The organism is Niallia taxi, from assembly GCF_004005475.1.
Taxonomy (GTDB): Bacteria; Bacillota; Bacilli; order Bacillales; family Cytobacillaceae; genus Niallia; species Niallia taxi.
Genome location: NZ_RZTZ01000008.1, coordinates 158,355 through 183,581, shown reverse-complemented (window position 1 = coordinate 183,581; position 25,227 = coordinate 158,355). Strand labels below are relative to the sequence as shown.

General features: G+C 36.9%; 22 protein-coding genes and 3 pseudogenes. 6 read left to right on the top strand and 19 right to left on the bottom strand.

Features of this window, described 5'->3' with window-relative positions; translation table 11 throughout:
• Positions 1-83: 83 nt before the first annotated feature.
• Positions 84-317 carry a DUF378 domain-containing protein gene (locus EM808_RS18870; protein ID WP_127739775.1) on the top strand — a complete coding sequence of 78 codons (234 nt, stop codon included), beginning with the start codon at positions 84-86 and terminating at the stop codon, positions 315-317.
• Positions 318-412: 95 nt separating this feature from the next.
• Here the strand turns inward: EM808_RS18870 and EM808_RS18865 are convergent, their stop codons facing one another.
• From EM808_RS18865 to EM808_RS28655, 10 genes and pseudogenes are all read right to left on the bottom strand, one after another.
• Entirely contained in the window at positions 413-607 is a 195-nt protein-coding gene (locus EM808_RS18865) for a hypothetical protein (protein ID WP_127739756.1), read from the bottom strand.
• Between the two features lie 148 nt (positions 608-755).
• The gene (locus EM808_RS18860; RefSeq protein ID WP_127739755.1) at positions 756-1,817 is read right to left on the bottom strand and encodes an NAD(P)/FAD-dependent oxidoreductase; all 1,062 of its coding nucleotides are present in this window, start codon (positions 1,815-1,817) and stop codon (positions 756-758) included.
• A 518-nt stretch (positions 1,818-2,335) separates the two neighbouring features.
• The gene (locus EM808_RS18855) at positions 2,336-3,793 is read right to left on the bottom strand and encodes a DHA2 family efflux MFS transporter permease subunit (protein WP_127739774.1); all 1,458 of its coding nucleotides are present in this window, start codon (positions 3,791-3,793) and stop codon (positions 2,336-2,338) included.
• Between the two features lie 378 nt (positions 3,794-4,171).
• Positions 4,172-4,531: pseudogene (locus EM808_RS18850) on the bottom strand (Imm3 family immunity protein).
• Between the two features lie 195 nt (positions 4,532-4,726).
• A complete protein-coding gene (locus EM808_RS18845) occupies positions 4,727-5,065 on the bottom strand; it encodes a hypothetical protein (RefSeq protein ID WP_127739754.1) in 339 nt (112 codons plus the stop codon).
• Between the two features lie 135 nt (positions 5,066-5,200).
• Positions 5,201-6,829 carry a PAS domain S-box protein gene (locus tag EM808_RS18840; RefSeq protein ID WP_127739753.1) on the bottom strand — a complete coding sequence of 543 codons (1,629 nt, stop codon included), beginning with the start codon at positions 6,827-6,829 and terminating at the stop codon, positions 5,201-5,203.
• 161 nt (positions 6,830-6,990) lie between these two features.
• Positions 6,991-7,878 carry a glycerol kinase gene (locus EM808_RS18835; protein ID WP_127739752.1) on the bottom strand — a complete coding sequence of 296 codons (888 nt, stop codon included), beginning with the start codon at positions 7,876-7,878 and terminating at the stop codon, positions 6,991-6,993.
• 227 nt (positions 7,879-8,105) lie between these two features.
• Positions 8,106-8,537, bottom strand: a complete 432-nt coding sequence (locus EM808_RS18830) for a DUF6241 domain-containing protein (protein WP_127739751.1) — start codon at positions 8,535-8,537, stop codon at positions 8,106-8,108.
• Between the two features lie 535 nt (positions 8,538-9,072).
• On the bottom strand, positions 9,073-9,645 hold the full coding sequence (locus tag EM808_RS18825) for a hypothetical protein (protein WP_127739750.1): 573 nt from the start codon (positions 9,643-9,645) through the stop codon (positions 9,073-9,075).
• A 178-nt stretch (positions 9,646-9,823) separates the two neighbouring features.
• Positions 9,824-10,171 (bottom strand): sunset domain-containing protein, encoded by a 348-nt coding sequence (locus tag EM808_RS28655; protein ID WP_164849710.1) that lies wholly within the window; start codon positions 10,169-10,171, stop codon positions 9,824-9,826.
• Positions 10,172-10,518: 347 nt separating this feature from the next.
• On the opposite strand from EM808_RS28655, the gene EM808_RS18815 reads away from it, so the two are divergent.
• Positions 10,519-10,977: a hypothetical protein gene (locus EM808_RS18815; RefSeq protein WP_127739748.1), complete on the top strand. Its 459-nt coding sequence runs from the start codon at positions 10,519-10,521 to the stop codon at positions 10,975-10,977.
• A gap of 21 nt (positions 10,978-10,998) precedes the next feature.
• Here the strand turns inward: EM808_RS18815 and EM808_RS18810 are convergent.
• Both EM808_RS18810 and EM808_RS18805 read right to left on the bottom strand, forming a co-directional pair.
• Positions 10,999-12,009, bottom strand: a pseudogene (locus tag EM808_RS18810) (IS1595 family transposase).
• Positions 12,010-12,427: 418 nt separating this feature from the next.
• Positions 12,428-13,402 (bottom strand): HNH endonuclease, encoded by a 975-nt coding sequence (locus tag EM808_RS18805; protein ID WP_127739747.1) that lies wholly within the window; start codon positions 13,400-13,402, stop codon positions 12,428-12,430.
• 698 nt (positions 13,403-14,100) lie between these two features.
• Here EM808_RS18805 and EM808_RS18800 point away from each other — a divergent pair.
• Positions 14,101-14,538 (top strand): IS3 family transposase, encoded by a 438-nt coding sequence (locus EM808_RS18800; protein ID WP_127739746.1) that lies wholly within the window; start codon positions 14,101-14,103, stop codon positions 14,536-14,538.
• 65 nt (positions 14,539-14,603) lie between these two features.
• On the opposite strand, the gene EM808_RS29190 is transcribed toward EM808_RS18800, so the two are convergent.
• The 7 genes and pseudogenes from EM808_RS29190 to EM808_RS29570 all read right to left on the bottom strand — a co-directional run bounded on the left by EM808_RS29190 (position 14,604) and on the right by EM808_RS29570 (position 21,988).
• Complete coding sequence (locus tag EM808_RS29190) at positions 14,604-14,822, bottom strand: sulfatase/phosphatase domain-containing protein (RefSeq protein WP_268926528.1); 219 nt, start codon at positions 14,820-14,822, stop codon at positions 14,604-14,606.
• A gap of 225 nt (positions 14,823-15,047) precedes the next feature.
• A pseudogene (locus EM808_RS29185) lies at positions 15,048-16,106 on the bottom strand (sulfatase-like hydrolase/transferase); the annotation flags it as partial.
• Between the two features lie 22 nt (positions 16,107-16,128).
• A complete protein-coding gene (locus EM808_RS18790; protein WP_127739745.1) occupies positions 16,129-17,517 on the bottom strand; it encodes an MFS transporter in 1,389 nt (462 codons plus the stop codon).
• A 279-nt stretch (positions 17,518-17,796) separates the two neighbouring features.
• Positions 17,797-19,179 carry an MFS transporter gene (locus EM808_RS18785; protein ID WP_127739744.1) on the bottom strand — a complete coding sequence of 461 codons (1,383 nt, stop codon included), beginning with the start codon at positions 19,177-19,179 and terminating at the stop codon, positions 17,797-17,799.
• Positions 19,180-19,277: 98 nt separating this feature from the next.
• Positions 19,278-20,183, bottom strand: a complete 906-nt coding sequence (locus EM808_RS18780) for an ROK family protein (RefSeq protein ID WP_127739743.1) — start codon at positions 20,181-20,183, stop codon at positions 19,278-19,280.
• A gap of 30 nt (positions 20,184-20,213) precedes the next feature.
• Positions 20,214-21,695, bottom strand: a complete 1,482-nt coding sequence (locus tag EM808_RS18775; RefSeq protein ID WP_268926527.1) for a sulfatase — start codon at positions 21,693-21,695, stop codon at positions 20,214-20,216.
• Positions 21,647-21,988 carry a sulfatase-like hydrolase/transferase gene (locus tag EM808_RS29570; RefSeq protein WP_268926526.1) on the bottom strand — a complete coding sequence of 114 codons (342 nt, stop codon included), beginning with the start codon at positions 21,986-21,988 and terminating at the stop codon, positions 21,647-21,649. The genes EM808_RS18775 and EM808_RS29570 overlap by 49 nt, the downstream gene beginning before the upstream one ends.
• Before the next feature lie 264 nt (positions 21,989-22,252).
• On the opposite strand from EM808_RS29570, the gene EM808_RS18770 reads away from it, so the two are divergent.
• The 3 genes from EM808_RS18770 to EM808_RS18760 are packed head-to-tail and all read left to right on the top strand — an operon-like array spanning position 22,253 to position 25,192.
• On the top strand, positions 22,253-23,305 hold the full coding sequence (locus tag EM808_RS18770) for a LacI family DNA-binding transcriptional regulator (protein ID WP_127739742.1): 1,053 nt from the start codon (positions 22,253-22,255) through the stop codon (positions 23,303-23,305).
• Positions 23,306-24,265, top strand: coding sequence for a formylglycine-generating enzyme family protein (locus EM808_RS18765; RefSeq protein ID WP_127739741.1), 960 nt, complete (start codon positions 23,306-23,308; stop codon positions 24,263-24,265).
• 45 nt (positions 24,266-24,310) lie between these two features.
• Positions 24,311-25,192, top strand: a complete 882-nt coding sequence (locus EM808_RS18760) for a LysR substrate-binding domain-containing protein (protein WP_127739740.1) — start codon at positions 24,311-24,313, stop codon at positions 25,190-25,192.
• The last annotated feature ends 35 nt before the right edge of the window (positions 25,193-25,227 follow it).

Genomic DNA, 25,227 nt, shown 5'->3' with positions numbered 1-25,227 from the left:
TTTAGGCTGTTTCAATTTTCTTTAAAAAAGGTATATATAAAGTACACTTAAATAATTATTTTATAGGAGGTCTAAACATGTCCTTGTCCATATTACAAAAAATCACCCTAATTCTAAGTATTATCGGTGCCATCAACTGGGGCTTAATCGGCTTCTTCCAATTTGATCTTGTCGCAGCCATCTTTGGTGGCGAGGATGCCGGAATGGCGAGATTTATCTTTATTCTTGTAGGAATTTCAGGTCTTATTAGTATTAGTATTTTAAATAATAGTAGAACAAGCCTGGAAGCTGGGCGCAGCTACACTACAAATCACTAATGTTTTCGGAGTTGGTATGCTTGCCAGCTCCTTTTCATGCATTAATGCAAAAAGACATCCAGCTGGATGCCTGATTTTTTCCTTATTTATATGTATTAACGAACTTCTAAAGCCTCTTCATTCGTAACTGGTCCATCCATTTCATTGATAATTTCAAGCATTTCTGCTCTTAGCTCCTCCCATTCGTTTAAGGGCAGTGCTACAATTTTTTTCCCGTTAGCATTCTCATTTACTCTTTGTGCTTGATCAATCCAACGCCAAACTTGAAATAAAAATTGTCTATCCTTCATTATTGCATCTCCTTTATGAGTTATTGACCCCTTACTATATACAATAATTCTGTGCGCCATTCTTAAATACCTCTAGCTTAATAGAAGCTTTACAAAATATTAAAAAAAGAGAAAAAGCTAATGCTTCTCCTCTCATTTATATTCCGTATTAATGTCGCTTATGCAGCCAAAGTACACCGCTTTTTGCTAGTCTTGGCAATAATCCTGTAAATGACTTTTCGAACATGTTGCCGAAACCGTCGTTTTTACCAAGTGAACCTAAAGTACCGCGCAGTTTAATCTCACCTGGCGCTTTTGGCTCTCTGCCTGATAGTATATCATGCAGGATATTGGCAATTTGTTCTCCTTGGTGCTGTGCTAATTGTCCGCTTGGCGAGAAAGTCGATGACGCGCAATCCCCAACAATATATACAGTCGGTTTGTCTGGAACTTGGTGGAATTGATTGACGACTATCTTCTCATATCTGTCCTTTTCAAATGGCAGCTCTCTTACTAAACGGTTCGGTCTTACGCCTGCCGTCCAAAGTGTTACATCTGTTAATGTACAAACGCCATTATTACAGATTGCGCCTTGCTCTAAGTATTCAACATTTGCATGATGAATAATATTTACATCATTTTCCTTGAACCATTTTTCCACATATTGCTGAACCTTTGGTGCAAATGGACTAAGCACTGCACTTCCTCTGTCATAAAGACTAATGTTTAAATCCGGGCGGCTTTCTCTTATTTCAGACGCAACCTCAACCCCACTCAAGCCTGCACCTATAACGGCAACATGCTGATAGGATTTCAATTCATTCACTGCCAGAGCGGCTCTTCTTGCTTTAGAGATTGTCTGAACACTTTCTGAGAATTGTTCTGCACCTTCAACATTGTGATAATTATCTTCACAGCCTAAGCCAATGATCAAATAATCATACGGAACTGTTTCGGCACTGTCTTTCATGACGATTTCATCTTTATCACTATCAATTTTAACTACTTCTCCCCAAACATAATCCACTTGGTCATGCTTAGGAAAATTCATTCTAACCTGTCTATCAGACACCGTTCCTGCAGCTAATGCATAAAACTCTGTCTTCAAACAATGGTACGGATTCCGGTCAATTACAGTAATTTGAACATCTCTTGGTAATTGTTTATTTAATAGGTCCTGCAGTATCTGGAACCCTCCATAACCTCCGCCTAATATTACTAGTTTCTTCATGTAAACACACCTTACCTTGTCAGCAAATTTAGATACATAATCAAAACATATAAAGTAAATCAAGCAATCTACTTAATTGTATCTGTTTCTGTTATTTTCCGCAATTCCACTTTGGAAATAGTGTATTCCATATTTACTAGATTGTTAATTATCGTTAAATTTTCAGCACCGTAAATTACTTATCTGGCTTTTTACCCTCTTTTTCAGCCATATAAGCCTGGAAACGTCCTTCTTTGCCAATTTCAGTATGAATATAATAATTAACTTTATTTGTATAAGAGTCGTGATTGGTTCGATTAAAAAATTTCTTATAATATTTGTTGCGATGTTATCACTTTCAAAGGGTAGTGCATATATGTATACTTTAATCCTACAAAGGTTCCCTCTCCAAACTGATGATTCTACAATTTATAATTTATATACTGTCCTTTATAAATTACTTTACGTCAAAATAGCCAGTGCCTAATAAAATATCAAAAAAAAAGAGCGCCGAGTTTCCTCAACGCTCTTCCACCATATTAAGCCTTTTTCTCCCCAGGCTTAGATCCTTTAATAAAGAAAGCCAACACGAAAGCAACTATTGTCAGGTAAGTGGCAACCATAAATGCATCGTTGATTCCCATTACTGTTCCTTCCTTCGCTGCTTGTGCAATGCCTAGTTTATCTGTTTTCAGGATGTTATGGAGCTTCATCCAGTCTTCAGCATGGTTTGCACCTTGGTTTGTCATGATTGATACGAAGAAGGCCATGCCGATTGCTCCGGCTACCATTCTGAATGTATTAACCATAGCTGTACCATATTTATTTAATTTCAAGCCTAAATCATTAAGTCCTGCCGTAAAGATCGGCATCATGATTAGTGACATGCCTAACATTCTAATTGTATATACCCATAAGATGTAAGAGTAGCTAGTATGAACTTCTAATCTTGTTAATGCATATGTTGTCACCATCGTGATTGCCAAACCGATAACAGCAAGCCATCTCGCACCATATTTATCGAACAGCTTTCCTGTAATAGGGGACATAATACCCATAACGATTCCGCCAGGCAGCAGCATGAACCCTGCTTCTAATGCACTGAAACCGTGAATGTTTTGCATATAGATTGGCATTAGGATCATACCAGAGAACATCGACATTGTTACAGCAACATTGATGATTGTTGTTAATGTAAAGAGCTTGTACTTGAAAATTCTAAACTCCAATATTGGATGTTTAACAACAAACTGGCGCCATACGAAGAGAATAAGACTGATTCCACCAACGATAAACATTGTTACTACTTCTGTTGATGACCAGCCTTTTGAGCCAGCAGTTGAAAAGGCATATAGTATTCCGCCAAATCCGATTGTTGATAAGATAACTCCTAATGTGTCTAGCTTCGGTCTGCTTGTTTGTGTGACATTTTTCACGAAGAAAATTGCGAGAATAAAGTCAATGAGAGCAATTGGGGCAATAATATAGAATATAACACGCCAATTGTAGGATTCAATAATCCAGCCAGCCCAAGTTGGACCAATTGCAGGAGCGAAGTTCATTGCCACACCGAAAATACCCATGGCGAATCCGCGTCTGTTTAGTGGGAAAATAGTGAAAATCACATTTGTAATCAATGGGAATAGAATTCCTGCACCGATTGCTTGTACGACCCGTCCAACGAGCATAATCGGGAATGTGCCAGCCATTGCACATATTAACGTACCAATCGCAAATACGCCGATTGAAAATAAAAATAATTGCCTTGTCGTAAATCTCTCCATCAGGAAGGCTGTCACCGGAATAACAATACCATTTGTTAACAGGAATATTGTACTTAACCAGTTCGCTTTCACTGCATCAATGTGAAAATGTGCCATGATATCAGGCAATGCGACATTTATAACAGTCTGATTTAAAAACGCAACAAAAGCCCCTGCGAGCAGAACAGCAAAAATTGGTGTTGTACTAATAGGTTTTGTTGCAGATTTTGCCATAGTATTCAATTGTATTTTCTCCTTTATTAATTCATTTATAAGTCAACTGAGAACGACTTGATAGTCAAATTCTAATATGCTCATAAAGAGAAATACTATACTAGTAGAATTAAAATTGGATTAAAATTTATTAAAATCTTTGTGAGTCAGCTTATAATTAGGAAATTTAGTTCTTACGTAGAATATTTCAGTTAATTACTTTCAAGTCCTAGTTAAGCTTCTTCAGGAGATTCCGTATCTTGATGAAAACATCCAGCTGGTAATTGAAAACCTGGGTTCTCCATTCAAATGGAAGATAACATAAAAAACACGATCTTAGTAGATGTATAAATTTTCATCCTAAGAGTTATACTTTCATTTTTAACATTAAAATAAATTTTACGTTTCTGCAGATGGGTTATAATCTATTGTTACATTTTTTAATCCTACTATCACTTTATTACTTCTTTTCATTAGATCATCCGTTTCTTCTGTACTTAATTCATCTTCATAGTCACTTGGATTAAACAAGCTTTACCTTTTTGTTATTCCTGCAATTATGCCGACAAAGACAGCTTCATTTTTAATTGCAATTTCTCCTATTACAGCATCGACAATAACATCTTCCATTTTGCCCATTCTATCAAACTCTTCAGATAATCTTGCTATCGCATATCTATGTCCTCTATCTTCGTCTAGTAATTCCCCATATACTTCTTGAACCGCCTCAATTAATTCATTATACTCCCAATTTTCCACTAAATTTTTCCTCCGACATAAAAATAAATAAGGTATGTACTGCCAAATAAATAAGGATTATTAAAGCCTCAGTAGTTAGTATTTAGAACCATAGCTACTGCAACTGTACTACAAAATCACATTTCTCAAATGTATTTTTGAAATTCACCATATTTATATTAAAAATTGTATAAATAAGCCCAGTTAAAGATTGAATTATTCATCACTAGGAGCCCTCTCCAATAAATGCTCTTCATTATCCTTGTCTAAAACAATGATATATTGATCTGTGCCCTGCACAGAGTATATCTTGGAACTAACCTCAAAGCTATTAGATTGATTATTCTCAGGCATTACATCTACTGGTGTCTCTTTTTCAATCTCTCCTATTAATTCACCCATTTTAATCCCTTCGTCTTTCACTGTTTCGGTTCCGTTGTATTCCTTGTTATGAACTACAACGATCATCGCATAAGTAATATTATCTGTTTGTCCGTTACACGCACCTAATAATATTGTACTTAGAATGAATAAAAAAACGGAGAATTTCCTCAACTACTACACCTCGTCTATCTGTAATATTTATGTATATTTTAATGTATCCTCCTCTTATATGTAAAATATTAACAACTTATTCCCGTATCCAATAAAAAAGGACATTTTAACATAAGCTAAAATGTCCCTCCCTTATTAATCTATCGTTACTGGCAGCAGAATTTCCACCTCGGTACCCTCATTAACCTCACTTGCATACCGAACCTGTCCTTTATGTGCCTGAACAATCCGGTAACTGACTGTTAATCCTAATCCTGTGCCTTTTTCTTTCGCTGAATAGAATGGCTCGCCTAAGCGTTTGATACGATCTTTTTCGATTCCGCAGCCATTGTCTTTTACGATTATTTGCACGAATCCGTTGTCTGTGTTTTTAATTGTTATGTTAACTTTTGTGGATTCTGCTTCAATTGAGTTTTTGATGATGTTGATGAACAGCTGTTTTAATTGGTTTGGTTCGCAGTCGATTTCAGGAAGCGTGCCAATTATATTTGTGTTCAATTCTACACCGTATAGGTTTGATTGTGATTCAAGCAGACCGAAAACTGAGCTCATAATGCTCTCTACTCTAGCCTTTACATAGTTCAGCTCCTGTGGTTTTGCCAATAATAACAGCTCACTGACGATATCATTAATTCTGTCGATTTCATCTAGAAGGATGTTGTGAAAAGCTTTATTTGAAGAAGTTTCGTCCGATTTCATTAATTGGATAAAGCCGCGAATGGAAGTCAGAGGGTTGCGGATTTCGTGTGCAACACTTGCGGCTAGCTCTCCAGCTACTGACAGTTTTTCTGCTTTTCGAAGCATTGCTTCTGTTTCCTTTATTGCTGTTATATCCCTGCCATAGCCAATAACACCGACAATTTCACCATCTAGCATCATTGGAAATGTTGTGCAGGAAATATCACTGATACTGCCGTCCTTTTTGATAATTTTAGTTTCTTTTGTAATAGAATTACCTTGAGCAATGGAGGTTAACAAGGATTTCCCCACAATTTCTTGAAATTCCTCTGTCACTAAACTAACAATTTTTTCTCCGATAAATTGTTCTGCACTATAACCAGTAATTTTCTCAAACTGACGGTTCACATTAACAACTTTCCCGTCTAAATCGAGTACATACACCATGTCTGGGTTATTCTCAAAAAGGGATTGGTATTGCTGCTTCGTCATGCTGAGATCTTTTTCTGTATTTAGGTGCTCTGTAATATCACGGCCAATTACTACTAGTGAATGGCGGCTGCCATCGTCGTTAAAATTGGGAACTTTTATCGTATCAATCGTTCTTATTTCCCCATTAGGTAGCGGAATATATTCAAGACATCTAGTAACTTCTCTTGCCTTCCAAGCCTCTTCATCAGAGGTTTCGCAATACATTAGTGCATCATGATAAAAATCTGTATATTTAGCGAGTTCAGAGTCCTTTTTCCCTCTAAAATCAACCCCATCAAGCTGAAAAAGCTTCAAACCAGCTTCATTTGCCTCAAGCCAGCGACCTTCACCATCCTTAAAGTTAACAAAATCAACCATTGAATTAATCAGTGTCTTTAGCTGCTTTTTCTCTTCTGTTACTGTCTCAAACTCTTCTTTCCTGACAATAAGCACATAAATTAGTATACTAGTAAAACAAACATATAATATTCCTTTCAATTTTTGCAGAAAAAGCATTGTCGACTGACTATCAACAAAAGTAAGCAAAAAGTCTGTTCCGAAGATCCACAGTAAACTTACTACGATATATAAATAAAGAAAGTTCTTTTTAGACATTGTATTTCTCCTTAATTACATCAATAGACCTATTTTACTATAAACTACTCAGCAAAAGACATGGATTAAATATCCAAAAAATATTAAAAAATGTATTGAAGTTTATAATATAAAACAAAAACAGCCAAATTAATGGCTGTCTCTATAAAACTTACATTTTTTTAATAAGCCTGTATACCAAACTTCAGTAATTTTTTCGGCAAAATATCATCTAAATTTTGAATATCAGAGTCTATTATTTCAATTAAATTAAAACCATACTTTTCATATACTTTTAATTTCTCTTTTTTTCTATCTTGATATTTTGGATCATTCTCCAATCCCCAATATTCTATATAAACTTTACCCACTGGAAGATAGAAGTCGCAATATACATCTTCTTCAACGGGAAGTTTCCTTTCATAAGCATGGACAATTTCTGACATGTATAACCAATTATCTATTAACATTTCTGCCCTAGATCGAACATAATGACCGTCGGCACTTCTATGCTTTGCTTCGAACTTTTCCCGAAAACCCTTAATTCCAGTTTCATTTACTGTATTTTTTTCTTCAGGAGAATCTCCTTTTGCCTCTTTCAAAGAATTAATAATATTACTTTTTGATAAAATACTATGTTTCCAACAAACATATGGTATCCCTGTCTTATCATATTCAAACTGTATGCCACCAACTAATTTCCCTAATGGAGTAACAGTCCATCCTTTTACTGCTTTTTGAACTAAACCTAGTTCAGATAGAATAGGGTTGATTCTGAATTTAGATATATCAAAATGCTTTCCTAATGCAGTAGAAGTTAATAAATTTTTTTCTTCTTCCACTGTATTAAATATCGCATCATCTTTAAACGATTCCGTCCAAGCTATATAACTGCCGTACCTCGAATGAGTTTTTATAACTCCACCTTTATTTTTACCTAATTCCGTTAAAATCCAGTTGTCTTCCGATCTACTCACTAGACCTTTTTCAGATAATATTTTAAATACATCCTTGGTCGGGATTTGCAACTCTTTAGATAGAGCTGTTGTAGATAAATACTTAATTTCCATCTCGAATCTCCTATCTTTAGCCTTAGGGTTTCATCGTCTCTATCTTTATGTATCAGTAATAAATATCACTTCAAAAAATAGGTATTTATTCCTCATCACTAGGGAAATAATACCACAAAACAACTCAAAAAAGTATATACCAACCTATAATTTGTAAATTAGTTTAAATATTTTCTTTATGCAAAAAAAACAGGGATTCCCCCTGTCAATACAATTACTGATTATTTTCAAAACACCCGCTCCACAAACTCCTTCTCTTCTTTCTCTGTAAATACCCCTGTTGCTTCCCCAACATTTCCGCCATGCAGCTTCCACAAATAATTATGATCGTCATCAACCAAACTAAAGTCTTTGTCCTGCCACTTTTGTAAAATATACAGAAGTCCTTCCTTATTTTCAAAGTCGCTATTTACTACAATGATGTACAGCTGATTGACTCTTGCGCTAGTCATTTCCACCGCGCCCCATTTTTTGCTGGATACGACTTTTTGATGTGTCATTTTATGCATGGTTGTAATCACTTCGTCCTCATTAAAGTCTGCATACATTATGTCGTCGGTATTTGTTCCATTCGGGTCCTCCTCGACTAAATAATCGAGCTTTTTCCCTTCTGCTGATTCCATTAGCCATCTTGATTTTATATAGCTTAAGGCCTCCATATAGTAGGCCTGCTAATACAGCTAGTACTAGAATCATAAAGATTTGCTTTGTAAGTTTTTTTTCGTTTTTCTTCCTATTATTATTTGCTTTTTTGATGTTTGCTTCTGCTTTTAATTCTTGATTCAATCTTCATTCACCCTTTATGTATGGAATTAAACTATTTAGGATTACTGAATACTTCTTTACTACCATTATTAAAGAAAGTTATCGTCTATACAATTCTTATCGTTCATCAAATTATGACAAATATAAAAACCTTCCGAGCAATCGGAAGGGGATAACAAAAGGATTATACGCCACCTCTTATTCTAACTAAGAAAATTATAAATTTAATATTAGTTAATATGACTTTTTTCTAAATATCCAACTGCTTAAAATTGATTAATAGTGACTCTAGTTTCTTTTATGTTTTACTATCTTTTATTTTACTTCCTTAACAAAGAGAAAGCTTAGATTAGCAATAGCAAAACAAGAGCTAGGTTGACATCCTGGCTCTTGTTTTTTTCTATTTATTTTTAATTTTAAAATTAAAATTTAGTAGCTTAATCTATCTTCTATACTCAATGTGGGGAAATAATCACAATATTCGTTGCTCTCTTTTTCGTTTCTATTCATACTAATAGATCCAACACCAGCATAAGTAACTGTTAATATACTGTCTGATAATTGACTGTATGCATTTACTGCCATATCTTCTGCGGGAAATAGTTCACTTGGAGCTAGTTCCACTGTCGCCTTTATTTCTCCATTTTCAAATGAATAGTTTCCTAAAGAATCATCTTCTCCAAGTGAATAGTACTCAATAATTTCTTTTATTTCTTCTGTTGTAATTTGTTTGATTGTCTCTTCCTCTGAGGATTCTTCAATAGCTTCTTCCTCAGCGTCAACAGTATCTTCTTCACTACTTATAGTTTTCTCTTCAACCTCTTCGCTAGTCTCTTCCTCAAGCGATTCTATTTCTTCTTCAGACATCATTTCACTTGAAGACTCTTCAGTATCTTCTTTTGTTGATTCTTGGTTTGAAATGGAATCATTCGATTCTTGCTGCGTAGTACAAGCAGCAAGAAAAAACAAACCAATCATTATAATATATAATACTATTTTCATGCGTTTCCCCTCGATCATTCATATTATTTATAAGCCAGTTTACTTTTTTATAATTAATCATCCCAAAAGGTGGGATGATGGAAAAGTTTTTCTAGAAAGATTATTTTTTAAATTTTCAAAAGGAATTATATAGATTATAAATTAGGAATCGATATCCATCTTAATACCCTACAGAATTTTATACGCTTTTTTGCTTATTACATTTTGATTTTCTACATCCTGCGGCTCTTGCTGCAGATTCCGAACAAAAAATATCTTCGGGATCTGTAATATCATAGAACCTTCCTCCGGGAACATGATAAATTTTCTCTCCAGAATCAGAAACATTACCTTTTATGTCACAAGAAGCATCTAGTTCTGGTTCTTTAGCTTCTTCTGCTCTTTCCTTCTCTTCTTGCTCTTTCTTAGCTTGTTCTGCTTTTTCTCTTTCTTCTTGTTCTTTTTTAGCTTGTTCAGCTTGATTTTTTTCTTCCTGCTCTCTCTTAGCTTGTTCTGCTTTTTCCTCTTCCTTCTTCCCGTCACCCACTATATCACTAGTATGATAATGTTCATGAGAATCAGTTACTTTAGTATCTGAATCCGATAATAATTCTTTGTAATGCCCTACTATGCATGGTATGTAAAACCAGGCAAATAAAAGTAAAGAAATAATAATAACTATTAGTCCTTGCCAAAAAGACTGCTGATTTTTTTTTCCTTTTTTTCATCCAAATTATTGCTACTATAATAATTAATAAAAGGCTCTTTACGTAAAGTTTGTTGTTTTTTAGTATATAGGTTTCTAAGTTAAAGTTATGTTATAGAAACATTTGGAGGATTTGACTCGTCTAAATAGAAAGATAGTTAAAAATAAACTTTTGGAGGTAATTTTACTTGAAGAAAAATATTCTTTTGATGGTTTTCATAATATCCATTTCTTCAATTCTTTTTGCTTGTCAATCGAAAGGAATCACTACTGAAATCTCTGCAAATCCAACTGCTAAATCGCAAAATGATAAAAGACTATCAATCAAAAATGATTTTAAAAGCATTAGCATTTCAAAAACAAACGGTGTCAATGAAATCACCTTTGATGACAAAGATACCTTAAAAGCCTTTCAAGTCATCTTTTCAAGTGCAGTAAGAGAACCTGGTATAGTTGATATGGCTGCCCCCGAATTTTATATGGATGTCGTTTATGATAAGGACAATCAACAAAGTTTATATTTATGGATAGGCGAAAAAGGACAAAGAAGCACATTTATGAAAACGGAAGATACAAATACTATCTATACCGTTTCAAATGATATGACTGATAAATTAATTGAATTAGTAGAATCTCGATTTGATTAAGACTTCGTACGAAGTCTTTTTTTATGCACTACTTAGCATTTCAACAGTAGTCTTATTGGATTTTCGACAGGCTGAAACAAGCATTTGTTCTACTCGTTTATCAAATGCTAAGTTTTTCCCTAATTCAAGCCAACGGAACCAGTAGAGGTAGTTATCAAGATATTTGGTAGCTACACCTTGAAACCTAACCATCCAATCTTCCAAGCGTTTATGAAAGTTATTGACGTGTTGAACGTGGTATATACCCTTTTTGACATACCCTTCTTTACTGACATTAACCGTTTCGTGTTTTAACCCCTTAATCAAAGCGAACTTTTTATAATTCGTTGCTGTATCTGTACATAACAAAGCAGAGGGGTCTATATGTTCCCCAATTACGGCATCTATTTCTTCTGCTCGTACACGCCCACGACCAGCCTTTCGTGCAACTACACTACCATTACGGTCTTGGGCTACAACCACTGCAATTTTAAGGTTGGAAATGCCCCTCTTTTGGTCTTTACCACCACGCTCTTTCGGTTCTCTATGTGTTAATTTTCGTTTTCCTTTCATAGACTCTTTAAGGAATGTTTCATCGCTTTCAACAATCCCTTTGAGTTGGTCAAATCCGAGACTACCTAATGCGTTCAAGATTTTATGTCTCCAATAAAATGCAGTGGAGATGTGTATTTTAAGGCGTTCAGCGATTTTAGGCAAAGTATAGCCTTCTACCATTAATTCAATGTACTTAACCCATCTTTCGGGATAACGAGAACCTGAAAACGGGGTGTTTGTCATATCGTTAAAGGTCTTCCCGCAATCCTAACATAGATAACGTTGGCGTGTTTTGTATTTGCCGTTCCGCTTAACAGAAGTGCTTCCACAATGAAGACAACCCATTCCTGACGCAAAACGAGCTTCACAAATATCTTTCAATAGCTTCGTAATTCTGCTTGGGTCATCTGGGAATAGGTCTTGATTCATTGCATTGAACAACGCTATCTTCTCAGAATCGGTTAATTCGCCAAACTGCTCATAAACATCTAACCACATAATTGAACGCCTCCTGACCGCATTATATCAACCTTTTTACAGTATGGTTAAGATAGCAACAATCTATGCGAAAACAGCCTAATAAAAAGATAATATTCCACCAAGCAGATAGTAGACACTGTATGGAAAATACTATAAAGGTAAGTATAAAACTAGCAATAAATATCCAAAAAAATATTTTTAAGAATTTTACTTTTATCCTCCAAATTACTCAAATCTTCAGTTATCCTCATCTATATTTATTACCTATACTATAAATCCTGCAAAATTAACATTATGTAATCTTATTTCTAGAAATAGTCTTTTAGACCCAAGAAAATATTACCGCAGTTTCACAATATTTTTTATAGAAATTATTACCAGATGAATCCCTTTATAAATCCAGTAAAATCTATTTTACAAAAAAAACAGCCCTTGTTTAAGGCTGTTCGATTACTTCTTCTTGGCTTTCTGCTTCTTCAATTGTGCCGCTTGCTTTGCTCCAGATGTTTCTTTTATGCCATTTGAAGTATACCTTGTTGTCTTGGTTTAGTTTGATTTTCTTCTTTGTTAATAAGCAGTATTTTTGATAATCCTCTTCATTAATCTCTGGTGAGATATGGAGTCTGCCTTGACCGTCGAAGGCAATTTTACCGTTTTCGTATAAGGCGTCGTGATTACTGCATAGCAGGATACCGTTATATGGATCGTTTCGTTCTTCGTTTGTACTGTCTTTCCATGGCTTGGAGCGGCTTGCTTTCAGCAGCTCTGGCAAATCGATATCGCATAGTGCACATTTGCAGCCCCATAAGGACATTAAGTCCTTCTTGAATCGTTGCTGTCCTAAACGGATTTTCGTTTTCACTTCTGATTCTGTTTCGGCGATAACTGGTATTAATGTGTTATGCTCTGTTACTTTGATGTAATCCATAGATAATTCAAGCTGCTCTGTATCTATTAAGTAAATATTTAATTCACCAATCAGCTCTAATAACTTGATCGCTAGTTCTTCATTACATGGGTATAAATAGCCTGAATTTCCACTTGCATCGTCTTGGAATGGTGAGTATTTGATTGGAAGCAGTGGTGAAATGGCTGCGAATTTCTCTTTTACATTTACCGATTTGTCCAGTTCATAATACTCTACCTCAACTAAGTATCCGGCTTCATCATCGAAAAGGTCTGATTGTAAAATTAGTGGTCTTGTTGCTTCCACACAATCCTCTTTCGCAATACTAATCGCCACAATATTTCCTTTCACATAATGAAAAATGCGGTCGCCCTTTTTCACTTCCTTCATTCTTTCCCACGAATGCTCGATACTTCCACCCTTAGCAATTTTCGGTGACCAGATAATTCCCATGTCCCTTACTTCATGGTATTTGCTTCCTTGCATGACTATATATGTGTTCAAGCTAACTTCCTCCTGTATATCTGCTTGCTAAATCCAACTATTTATTTCAGTTTGTTAACATTAACTTCAATAATTGCTTTTTTTATTTATTTTTTGGATGCGTATAATTTTTATGACTTTACTGAATTAGTGTTTGTGTAGCTACATGTTATGTGCACACAACATGCAGTAATTATATTCGTACGTCTGTTCCATAAGTAATTATAACATAAGCTGTATTAATTATAGTCTCCTTACGTGCTTATATTCGACTTTTTTTGACATGGTTAGCAGATGGATTTTAATTGCTTAATACTTCTGTAATTTATTTCTTTTCAAGCGAGTCTCGACAGTAAGTGTCTTTATCTTTTCACTCGTTTATTCAAATACATAAAAACATTTTATTGTTTCAGTATTATCAATGGTTTTAATATAGTGACTATATATAGCCACTATTATTTCTACATTACAATTCCTATATCCTAAATGGCATAAATCAATGTGTATTGTACGCTATTTTTTAGGAAAGTGTCCGTCTAGTAAGTCACCTTACTAATTAATATGTAATGCCAGATTTTTTCGCAAAACCTATACAAAATTCTTGAAACACATTAAACTAGATGTAATTACTAGATAGTTCAGCTAAGGATAAGCTGCCAATCTCGTTCATTATTACACTTTAAATGGAATAGAAATTCAACTTTTACTGAGGGATATATATGACATCAAAATCAAATAATTCAAAAAAGCAAAGAACATCCGTTCCTCTGATAGCAAACAAAAAACAGCAAGATATGGAAAATGACTACTTAACAAAACTAGAATTGCTTATGTCTAAACAAGAAAACATCACCAATCAAGACAAAGCCAAAATAGTCTATGAATTAAGGAAGCAATATCCGGTAACAGCTCTTGTGAAGTACCTTAATATTCCACGAAGCACTTATTATAATCTGCTGAAGCAAATGAGCCGACCTGATAAGGATGCTGATATAAAGGTTGAAATTCAAACAATTTTTGATGAGCATGAAGGCCGGTATGGCTACCGCCGAATTCGCGAGGAGCTTGCAAAGCGTGGACAAAACGTTAATCATAAGAAGGTTTTACGAATCATGAGAATTTTAGGAATAAAAAGTTCTTCTAACAGAAAAAAATGATCGAATTTTTAGGATACCTTTTATAAAAAAATGAGTCCGATAAAATATCGAACTCACTTTTTATGTTAGTGTGCTTTCGCTTCCCTGCTCGATCTCCTATGTGGAACAACATCACAGGTTTCTTGGTAAAAATCCAGCATCTTTTCCTTTAAATTAAAAAGAACAGAAGTTAAATTTGGGTCATTTATGCGATTAGTAGTTTCTCCTGGATCTTGTGTTAAGTCGTATAATTCATCTTCTTCGTACATTCTTTTTACATATTTATAGTCTTTTGTGCGAATCATCGTCGCTTTAGTGTGCTCAGGGCCTTCACTGCGCTGCATTTCCCCTCTTGGCCAATAAAGCATTGATGTGTCTTCATTTGCAGGTGCAGATTCATTGCAATGGTATTCACCATGCATTCTGCCGCCTTCACAAAATACTGCTTCACGAAGATCTTCTGTTGTTCCTGCAATTATTGGTGAAAGAGACTGTCCGAAATGGGTGTAATCTGCCTCTACCCCTGCCATTTCATGTACCGTCGCAGCCAGGTCCACAAGCTCGATTAATGCATCACTGATGCCTGGTTTGATTTGGTGTTGTGCTGGTGGTTTTACGATAAATGGTACTTTTATCAAACAATCTTGAAAAGTATTTTGCGTCTTTTCTACTAACCCATGATCGCCTGTAAAGTCACCATGATCGGAAAAGAAAAAGACAGCTGTGTCATCATAAATCCCTGCCTCTTTTAATGCTTGCATTAAGAGTCCAAATTGATGATCAACACGGGCACACATGCCGTAATACACCGACCTTAGCTCAGTCCAGCGTTCTTCAGACCACCCTTCCATGTTATATCTTTCCCGCAGTCCTGCCAGCATTGACGGCATATCTTCTGAAAGGTCATTTGCTTTGATACGTTTAGGCAATCTCGATTTATCGATCATACTGTACCAAGGATCCTACACCGCATATGGCGGGTGGGGATAAAGTATAGGCAAGTAAATGCAAAGCGGCTTATCCTCTGGTGCATTTTTAATCTGTTCGATTGCTCCAAAGATATTAGCCCAATCACTGTCATAATAGTATGCTTCTCCTTGCTCCTTTTCCAGCTTGCCAACTAAAAACGAGTAATACGTGTCACTGCCAGGCAAGCCTCTCCAGCTATCCTCACCACCGTCGAATATACCGCCAAACATCGGCTTTGGCTGATTTTCCGGCACATACTTTATATCGCAATACTCATCAAAGCCATTTTCTGAAGGAACAAGATCATTTTTCCCGCCCCACCAGACATGATATCCATTATTCTTTAATGTTTTTAATAGAACAGGCTCCTCTTCACTCATCATGTGATACATGGTACGATGCCCTCTTACATGAGGATACCACCCGGACATAAACGAACAGCGGCTTGGTGTACACACAGGGTTTTGGCAAAATGCATTACGAAAGGAGACACCGTCCTCTCTTGTTATTTCATCTAAATTAGGAGTGACTGCAGCAGGGTTCCCCATATGACCGAGCACGTCCCCGCGCCATTGATCTGGATTAAACAAAATAATATGCGGCTTTTTTTTCTTCGTCATTATCGTTTCTCCTCCCTCAAAATTATAGACCTGGCGGCTGGCTGTTCATGTCTTTATTCTTTATTTCTGCTAGTATTTTAGAATGGTAGTCATTGTTGATCGGATAGAACTTCATAAATACTAACCCAAGTGCATAACCAATAATCGGAACAAGGAAGTACACATAGTTAATCATGCTCAATACTTCTGGAGGCTGCTGCGGTCCGGCAACGTAACCGACAACACCAAGGAGTACACCAGACAAAAGGCCGCCGATTGCCGCTCCAACCTTATTAATAAAAATCATCATGGAGTGGACTGTTGCAGATCCGTTTATGCCTGTTTTAAGTTTTCCGTAGTCCACGCAGTCTGGTAGCATCATCCATGGCAATACAGTTGTGAATGGACCGAGGACTTTAACGAAAACAGATAAAACAAAGATTGTCATTACATATTCTGACGGGGTGAATAAAAGAATCGCTGATGGCACAATTGTTATAAAACAGCTGAAATTATAAAGTGCTTTTTTTCCGTATTTCTTGGCAAGATGCGGTGTCACAAAATAAGCAGGTATCGCAAGAATTGTTCCCCAAATAAATAGCTGTGAATATAAATCAGGTCTGCCAATATTATATTGCCAGTAATAAATAGCAATCGATGATGTGGACATTAATGCTGCCATTTTTACTACAGTTGCAAGTAAAAGAATGGCAAGTGGTTTGTTTGTAGAGATTAATTTCAGTTGCTCTTTAATAGTAGGATGCTCTTTTTGTTCGACCATTGACCTTTGGTTGTTAATTTCTTTATTATCATGCTGCTTTGAACCGTAAGCACAAAGCCAATAGGAGAAAATAGAAGCAATCGAGAACAAGAGTGTCGCAAAAAACCAGCCTTTCTGTCCACTTCCGAAAAAGGCTACTAATGGCAGTACAGAGCCTGAAACTGCTAAGCTTCCAAGGTTCCCCATAAAATTCTTTGCTGTAACAATCCAGTTTCTTTGTGTTGTTTCTTGACTTAACACTGCACTTAGAGCGTGATATGGAATATTAACGATTGATGATACAAAGGAATATCCTACGTATACGGCAATCGCATAAGCGATTTTACCTGTTGGACTTAACTCAGGTGCCGTAAATAGCAGCAATGTTGACATTGCCAGCAGTGGTGAGCCAAAAATTAACCATGGTCTATATGTGCCCCATCTGCTCCTAGTTCTATCTGCAAGCATTCCTAAAAAAGGATCTAAAAAGGCATCTATCAATCTAACAACCAAAAACACAGTACCAACAGCAGCAGGTGAAATCTTAAATACATCTGTATAGAAAAACATTAAAAAGGAAGTAGTAAATACAAATAATAAATTGGAACCAAAACCGCCAAAAGAATAAAATACAACCTCACTCTTCTTTACACTTGCATTTGCGCTTTTCATACGTTTCCCCCTTATGATTTCATCCTGATTAACCTATCAAACGACAATTAATAATGTAATCACCACTTCACATTTATATAGAAGCGCTTCCATATTTACTTGTAAGCACTTTCATCTTGCTGTTAGCACAAATTTATCAGATTAATTTCCCTTCTGCAATATCATTAAATTTATAGGGTATAACGAAGTTTTATATATTCAAAGCATTTCAGGAAACGCTTTCTTATTACTTCTAAATTAAGCCGACTTATTAGTAAGTCGGCTTAATTTATAGGAAGATTAGCTAACTACTTTATTTTGATTCTCTCTTTCGTCTATTTCTTTTGCCATTTTAGCTTGTACCTCTGGAGTAATTCCATAGAAATTAAACGCAATTATAGCAATAATATAGCCAAGAACAGGGGCAAGGAAATAAAGGTAGGTAATCATATTTAATGCTTCTGTTGTTTGCTGCTGACCTGCGACATATCCAGCAGTACCAAGGAGAGCACCAGCAAGAATCCCGCCAAGTGCTGCAGCTAATTTATTTGTAAACAGCATCATCGAGTGAATCGTTGCTGATCCGTTAATGCCTGTTTTCCATTTTCCATAATCAACACAGTCTGCAATCATAATCCATGGAAGAACACCTGATAAAGGGCCGAGAACTTTCACTAAAACAGATAATGTAAAAATTTCCGCTATATTTTCGTAGGAGGAGAATAACAAAATTACAAGCGGTAAAATCGTTATCAAACACGAAACAATAAACACTATTTTCTTGCCAAATTTGGTGACGAACCATGGAATAGACAGAAACGCAGGAATTGATAACAATGTCCCCCAAATGAATAATTGGGAGTATAAATCCTCCCTGCCAATATTATATTGCCAGTAGTAAATAGCAGTTTGCGAGTTGACAATTTGTGCTGTCATATTAGCAAAGCCAGCGATTAATAAGGCAAGTAACGGTCCATTTTTTGAAATGATTTCCAGCTGCTCCTTGAGCGGCGGATGACCTTCGTGAGAATTCAGTGCTTTCTGATTATTAACCTGTGCGTTATCTGCATTTTTAGCACCGAGTGCACAGAACCAATAGGATGCAATCGTAACGACAGAAAATGCTAATGTGGTGAAGAACCAGCCTTTTTCTCCACTGCCGAAGAACGCAACAACTGGTAGTGCTGCACCAGAAATCAACAATGTTCCAAGACTGCCCATAAGCTGTTTAGCTGTTACAATGACAGTCCGCTGACTTGGGTCCTGACTCAAAATTGGTGTTAAGGCATGATATGGAATATTGACAAGTGAAGAAACTAAAGAATAGCCAACATACACAGCGATCGCATAAAAGATTTTATTAGATGCGCTTAAATCTGGTGCACTGAATAACAGTAATGTCATGGCTGCTAATAATGGCGAACCAAACATTAACCACGGACGATATGTACCCCACTTGCTTCTTGTTCTGTCAGCAAGCATGCCAATAAACGGATCTAAAATGGCATCAATAACTCTAACGAGTAAAAATACCGAACCTACTGCTAATGGTGATATTTTAAATACATCTGTATAGAAATACATTAAAAAGGACGTTGTTAATGTGAATAGAAGATTTGATCCAAATCCGCCAAGTGAATAGAAAAATATATCGCTTTTTTGGGCTCTTGATTTTGTACTCATCTGTTTTTCCCTCCGTAAAGTTACATTATAAAATATAGAAGCGCTTCCACAAATATTCATAGGTTTTTGGAGGCAGACATTTGCTGCCTCTATCCTTTTCAGCCTACAAATGCTCCCTCTTTGCTCACAAAGAAATGATACAATGCTCCATATAGGTTCGCATCATTGCGGAAAAGACAAGCAACAATATTTGGGTTCGCCATATGCATCGGATTTGCCTGTTTAATTTCCTCTACTGCCCACTTAATTCGTTCTAATAGAATCTTTTGAGCACTGACACCACCGCCAATGGCAAATATCTCTGGGTCTAAAATATATTGAAGATTAAGGATTTGACCTGCTACGTGTATACAAAAATCATCAAAAATCTTCATCGCTTCCTTGTCGCCATTATTTATATAGTTAAATACGGCTTCACCATCGGTTAAGTCTTCAAGCTGCTTACCTTCTGCTATGCTGCGCACCATTAATGCACCAGAACCTAAAGCACCCATAAAGCTTGTTTCTTTCGTAATTGGATCTAAATTGCTCATAACATAGCTGATTTCCCCTGCTGAAAGATTCACTCCGCGATGCAACTTTCCATCTAAAATAACTCCACCACCAACGCCGCTCCCAAGCACTAATACAACAGCATCTTTTTTTCCTTTAATACTGCCAAGCCAAAGTTCAGCTAATGCTGCACACTTGCCATCGTTTTCCACCGTTGTTTCTATGTTATATTTGCTTTGTATCATATCTGCAAGATTTACCTCATGCAAAAACGGAAAGGAACCACCGTAATAAATGACACCGCTATTAACATCCACTGTGCCTGGACAGCTTATCGCAATCCCTTTGATGCTAGTTAAATCATGCTCTTCAATGATGGAAAATAAAGCTTCCTTAAAATCAGGCAGATTTGTTTTAACTGTCGGCTTTTTGTTTTTGTTGATAATCGTTCCTGCCGAATTAAGCAGGGCATATTTAATAAATGTTCCTCCCATATCCATAACAAGATACATTGTCATCATCCTTTCTTGGCAAAATTCCTGTTAACTTGTTCTTCCTGCCAACCCTGTAAAGTACTGGGCCATTGCCTTTTGCTCCTTTTCATAGACTGTCTCAATGAACTCATGGACAGCCTCTGTTGAAACTCCATCTAGAGCTGTCTTTAGGACGAATTCTTCAAACTGGTTTAATAATTTAGCTCGCTGTTCTTCGGGAGTTATATTCAATAATGCACGAAGCTGATTTTGGGCAGCCCTTTCCCATGGATGATTTGGAAGCACTGTTATCTGTTCCTTTTTCCGAATCTCTTCTTTCTGCTTTTGTAGCTCTTCTACTGTCATGCGGCCATCTTCTGGTATGCCTAATCGTGCAAATTGTTCTGTCGGAGCATCATTTTTCCGCATTTGTGCTGCCATCTTTTCAATAAGCTTTAATTCTACTTCTATATTTTCAAGCTCTTCGATTTGGTGTGGATCATTATGAACATCGAAAAGCTTAGAACCAAATTGAAATGCATTCACAAACCCGGCGCCTGCCTTAATTTTCATTGTCTGGCAGCCCTTCGTAAAAGGGAACGGTTGTTGAATTTCAATATTTTGCAGCTCTTCTGGGGCAAATGGCTGTCTCATATGTGTTGGCATCAATGTATATTCATAGAGTGGCTCATTTTTTGGTGCGACAGGTGCCCGCATGTATACATAATTACCATCTGTTATATTTACATGCCCGCCGTGGTATCCAAATAACGCCGTTTCCCTGATAGGTACATCTGCTTGAATGGTTTGGCGCAGTGGTTGTCCATCCATATTCTCAGGAAGTGAAACACCAAAGAATTCGAGCAATGTTGGTGCTATATCAACTGTTTGTACAATCGATTGTCGTCTTTCCCCTGTAACGCCGACTCGCGGGTCCCAGACGAATAATGGCGTATGCGCAATTTCTTCATAAACAGGCATTACACTTTTCGACCACCAGCCATGCTCTCCCAATAAATAGCCGTGATCTGTATTGACGATAAGCATCGTGTCTTTCCACATATCATTTTTGTCCATTAAATCAATTACTTGCCCTAAGTAATGGTCGCACATGCTCAATAATGCTGCATATTCGTACTTCCCATGTGAAACGACCTCTTCACTTTCCTGGACAAAATAATATGGCGGCCAATCAAAGTGCTTACCACTATATTCATGAGGATAAAGTTCTTTGTAGTGCGAATAAGAGAAAAACGGTTCATGCGGGTCAAATGTTTCGAGCTGTAAAAACCAGTTATCTTCCTCCTTATTTTTTTCAATGAATTGCATACCCAAGTTGAATGTTGTAGTCTGCGGGTGATTTTGCTCTTCTTCAAAATAGGTCCGGTTAACTAAGTCCTGTCTGTACATATTACTACTCGCAAGGGATTTTGCTGTTTCTGTTTCCGGATAATCTGGGTCCTTAACATGCCCTTTCCATGGATCACCCTCTTGTCCTCTTACTAATTCGAAGGAATTGTAGTATGGTAAGTTGCTCCCCCATCCTCCCAATAATGCTGATGATCTGTTACTAAATGGGTGTAGACGCCATTTTTTTTTAAGATTTCAGGCATGGAATTATCAAATGGTTCAATTGGACCCCAGCTGCGGTGCAGAAAATTGTATCTGCCTGTATGAAGCTCTCTTCTTGCCGGCATGCATGGCAGACTGCCTGCATAGGACTGATCAAACACAACTGTTTTTTCTCCTAACTTTTTAAAATTAGGTGCATGTATCCAATCACACCCATAGTTTGGAAGCATATGTCTATTTAACGTATCAAACATCACCATTATGGCTCGCATAAGTATCTCTCCTCCAACTTTTAATGTAGAAGCGCTTCCACATTTGTTATCACCAAATCTGAAAGCGCTTATCATTTTGTTACGTACAATTTATCAAAATTGTTAAACGCTTGCAATAACAATATATTTATAGGGTATAAAGAACTTTTATACACGATTGACCTGTTCATGCTTTAATGGTAAATTAGCAGTATTAATATAGAAGCGCTTCCATAATTCTTTTAATGCTTCTATCTGTCGATAAATAAAAAAGTGGTGAGTATATTGAAGGTATCTATTTATGATGTTGCAAATCTAGCAGGAGTATCTATTTCCACTGTTTCAAGAGTACTAAACAAAAGCGGCTACACAAGCAGCAAAACAGAAAAGAAGGTAATGGATGCCGTAGAAAAGCTGAATTTTACACCAAGCTCCATCGCTCAAAATCTAGCGAATAATGAAACGAAATTGATTGGACTTTATTTTCCGTTTCAAACCCCTTCTATTGAAGGCACGTCCAATACATATTTACTTGAATTTATTAATGGCGTTAACAAACTATTAATAAAGTATGGGTATCACCTTTTATTAATTAATGAAACAGCTACAAAAGAGCAAATTCAAGGAAATGAGTGCCCTCCCCAGTATTACAGCTTTATTAAACAAAAGAAAATTGACGGACTCATATTGGGTGGAACCCCGCTTATCTGCGACGCCTTCCTGGAGCTTCTCCAATTAAAAATGCCGATGGTCTATATTGGAGAGAAAACAGTCGACCATATCGGCTTAAATGTTTATGCAAAGTACAAGCAATATAACAAAGACCTGCTAGATCATTTTACTAGCCATCACCATAAACATATTGCCATCATCAGCACAGAGGAGAAAATAATCAAAAGCGTCACGCACGAATATTCAGCAGCAAATAAAGAATTGCTGCAAATTGATGTTCATCATCATACAGGCAGTCTTGAAGCTTATATCCAGCTATTAAGTCAAATTTTCAGCAACGGAGATAAGCCAACCGCCCTTTTAGTACAAGATATTTCCATCGTCCAGCAGACAATCAATTATTTAAACAATCTTCAATTAAAGGTTCCACATGATGTATCAATAGCTACAATTGAGCATCGATACGGTGATGGCGAACAATGCTTCCCTGCTGTAACAAGTGTGTATGTTCCAGCCTTTCAAATGGGAATGGAAGCAGCAAGTCTTTTATTTCGCTATCTGCAGGATGCTATAGAATTTAATCAAGAGGTTTTAATAGATTCAACTATTACAGACCGCAAGTCAGTCATTCACAGAAACCACCTTACACAAGAGGAAGTGATCTAAATGAAGGAAACACAATCATGCTGTGCAGTTCGTAGAAAAGAAACAGAAAGTAAAAGTATGCAAACATATGTTGACATACCTGCAGCTAATCTGGAAGTGAAATTTAGAAACAAAATGGTCCAGTTACAAGGCGGTGAGTTTTTTATGGGAACAACGGAAAAGGAAGGGTTTCCAGCAGACGGTGAAGGTCCCGTCCGCAAAATTGAGCTTGATTCCTTTCTAATAGATTCTTATTGTGTAACAAATGAAGAGTTTGCAGCATTTGTGGAGGATACGGGCTATGTAACAGAAGCCGAAAACTTCGGCTGGTCCTTTGTTTTTTATCTGTTCCTCTCACCAATTCAGCTGAGGCAAACACCGCCTGTTCCCAATACGCCTTGGTGGCACGGTGTTAACGGAGCATATTGGAAAGCCCCTGAAGGTCCTGGCTCTCATATTGAAGACCGTATGAATCACCCTGTTGTGCATATTTCTTGGAATGATGCCAATGCATTTTGCCGCTGGGCAGGCAAGCGACTTCCTACTGAAGCCGAGTGGGAATATGCTGCCAGAGGCGGACTTGAAAGAAAAAAATATCCTTGGGGAGACGAACTAACACCAAACGGCGAGCATTATTGCAATATATGGCAAGGTGTATTCCCAAGAATAAATACAAAGGAAGACGGCTATGCAGGAACTGCTCCGGCTCAGTCTTTCCCTCCGAACGGATACGGGCTGTATAATACTTCTGGAAATGTATGGGAATGGTGCTCCGAGTGGTTTAGCAGAAGCATCCATGATCGAGGCGGACGGACAAATCCGCAAGGACCGGAAAACGGAGAAACAAAAGTTATGAGGGGTGGCTCCTACCTTTGTCATGAATCTTATTGCAATCGTTATCGGGTTGCTGCTCGGACCTCCAATACACCAGACAGTTCATCTGGGCATCTTGGCTTTCGATGTGTTGCAGATGTTAAGTAATAGCTTCATTCTGGATAAATTACTTTTTAAGGTGGAGATTATTACGTGAATATAGAAAGTTTGAAAATGTTTTGCCTTGTTGTTGAGGAAGGTACGATTAGTCAGGCGGCTCGCTTAAGCTTTGTCACACAGCCAGCAGTGACAAGGCAAATACGACAATTAGAGGAAGTCTATAAAGCACAGCTGTTTGAACGAAATGCCGGGAAATTAACGTTATCTAAAGCAGGTGAAATTCTCTATCCATTTGCAAAGGAAATCGTAGAGTATTCCAAGCTTTCCTTTGCGGCAATCCAGGAATTGACCGGAAATGAGGAGATTGTCTTAAATATCGGGGCAAGTTCGACGATCGGCGAATATTTATTGCCTGGTTTACTCGGAGAATTCAACAGAAGCTATCCAGACTTAAAGTTTAGCCTTTCCATTGGCAACACCCCTACCATATTGGCAAAACTTGAAAATAATGAAATTGACATTGCCTTTGTTGAGGGTGCTGTAGAAAATAAAGAGCTTATCCGCGAGAAATTTGCCGATGATGAACTAATTCTCGTCACCTCCCCTGCTCATCTCTGGAGCAGCAGAGATCATATCAGTATCCAAGAGCTTTCCGAAGCAAAAATGATTTGGAGAGAAACAGATTCTGGGACACGGCTTATTGTGGAAAATGCATTAAACGAGCATGGTGTGCTCGGTAATATTAAAAGTGCAATGGAGCTAGGAAGCTATCAATCCATAAAAAGTGCTGTCGAAGCCGATTTAGGTGTGAGCATCATGCCAAGATTAACTGTCACAAAGGAAATAAAGAGCGGAACTCTGCATGAAGTGAAGATAACCAATTTCCTTATATCCCGCGATTTATGGATGGTGCAGAAATCTCATCGCTTTAAAAAATCCGGATTAAAATATTTCGTCCAATTTATTCGACAGTAAATTTTCCAGCAGGCGTTTTCTCTAAAAACAGCCTG

Coding starts and splice junctions, on each gene's coding strand:
- EM808_RS18865 (WP_127739756.1), bottom strand. CDS start 607: ATGAAGGATAGACAATTTTTATTTCAAGTTTGGCGTTGGATTGATCAA.
- EM808_RS18860 (WP_127739755.1), bottom strand. CDS start 1,817: ATGAAGAAACTAGTAATATTAGGCGGAGGTTATGGAGGGTTCCAGATA.
- EM808_RS18855 (WP_127739774.1), bottom strand. CDS start 3,793: ATGGCAAAATCTGCAACAAAACCTATTAGTACAACACCAATTTTTGCT.
- EM808_RS18840 (WP_127739753.1), bottom strand. CDS start 6,829: ATGTCTAAAAAGAACTTTCTTTATTTATATATCGTAGTAAGTTTACTG.
- EM808_RS18835 (WP_127739752.1), bottom strand. CDS start 7,878: ATGGAAATTAAGTATTTATCTACAACAGCTCTATCTAAAGAGTTGCAA.
- EM808_RS18830 (WP_127739751.1), bottom strand. CDS start 8,537: ATGGAGGCCTTAAGCTATATAAAATCAAGATGGCTAATGGAATCAGCA.
- EM808_RS18825 (WP_127739750.1), bottom strand. CDS start 9,645: ATGAAAATAGTATTATATATTATAATGATTGGTTTGTTTTTTCTTGCT.
- EM808_RS18800 (WP_127739746.1), top strand. CDS start 14,101: ATGACATCAAAATCAAATAATTCAAAAAAGCAAAGAACATCCGTTCCT.
- EM808_RS29190 (WP_268926528.1), bottom strand. CDS start 14,822: ATGATTCGCACAAAAGACTATAAATATGTAAAAAGAATGTACGAAGAA.
- EM808_RS18790 (WP_127739745.1), bottom strand. CDS start 17,517: ATGAAAAGCGCAAATGCAAGTGTAAAGAAGAGTGAGGTTGTATTTTAT.
- EM808_RS18785 (WP_127739744.1), bottom strand. CDS start 19,179: ATGAGTACAAAATCAAGAGCCCAAAAAAGCGATATATTTTTCTATTCA.
- EM808_RS18780 (WP_127739743.1), bottom strand. CDS start 20,183: ATGTATCTTGTTATGGATATGGGAGGAACATTTATTAAATATGCCCTG.
- EM808_RS29570 (WP_268926526.1), bottom strand. CDS start 21,988: ATGCGAGCCATAATGGTGATGTTTGATACGTTAAATAGACATATGCTT.
- EM808_RS18765 (WP_127739741.1), top strand. CDS start 23,306: ATGAAGGAAACACAATCATGCTGTGCAGTTCGTAGAAAAGAAACAGAA.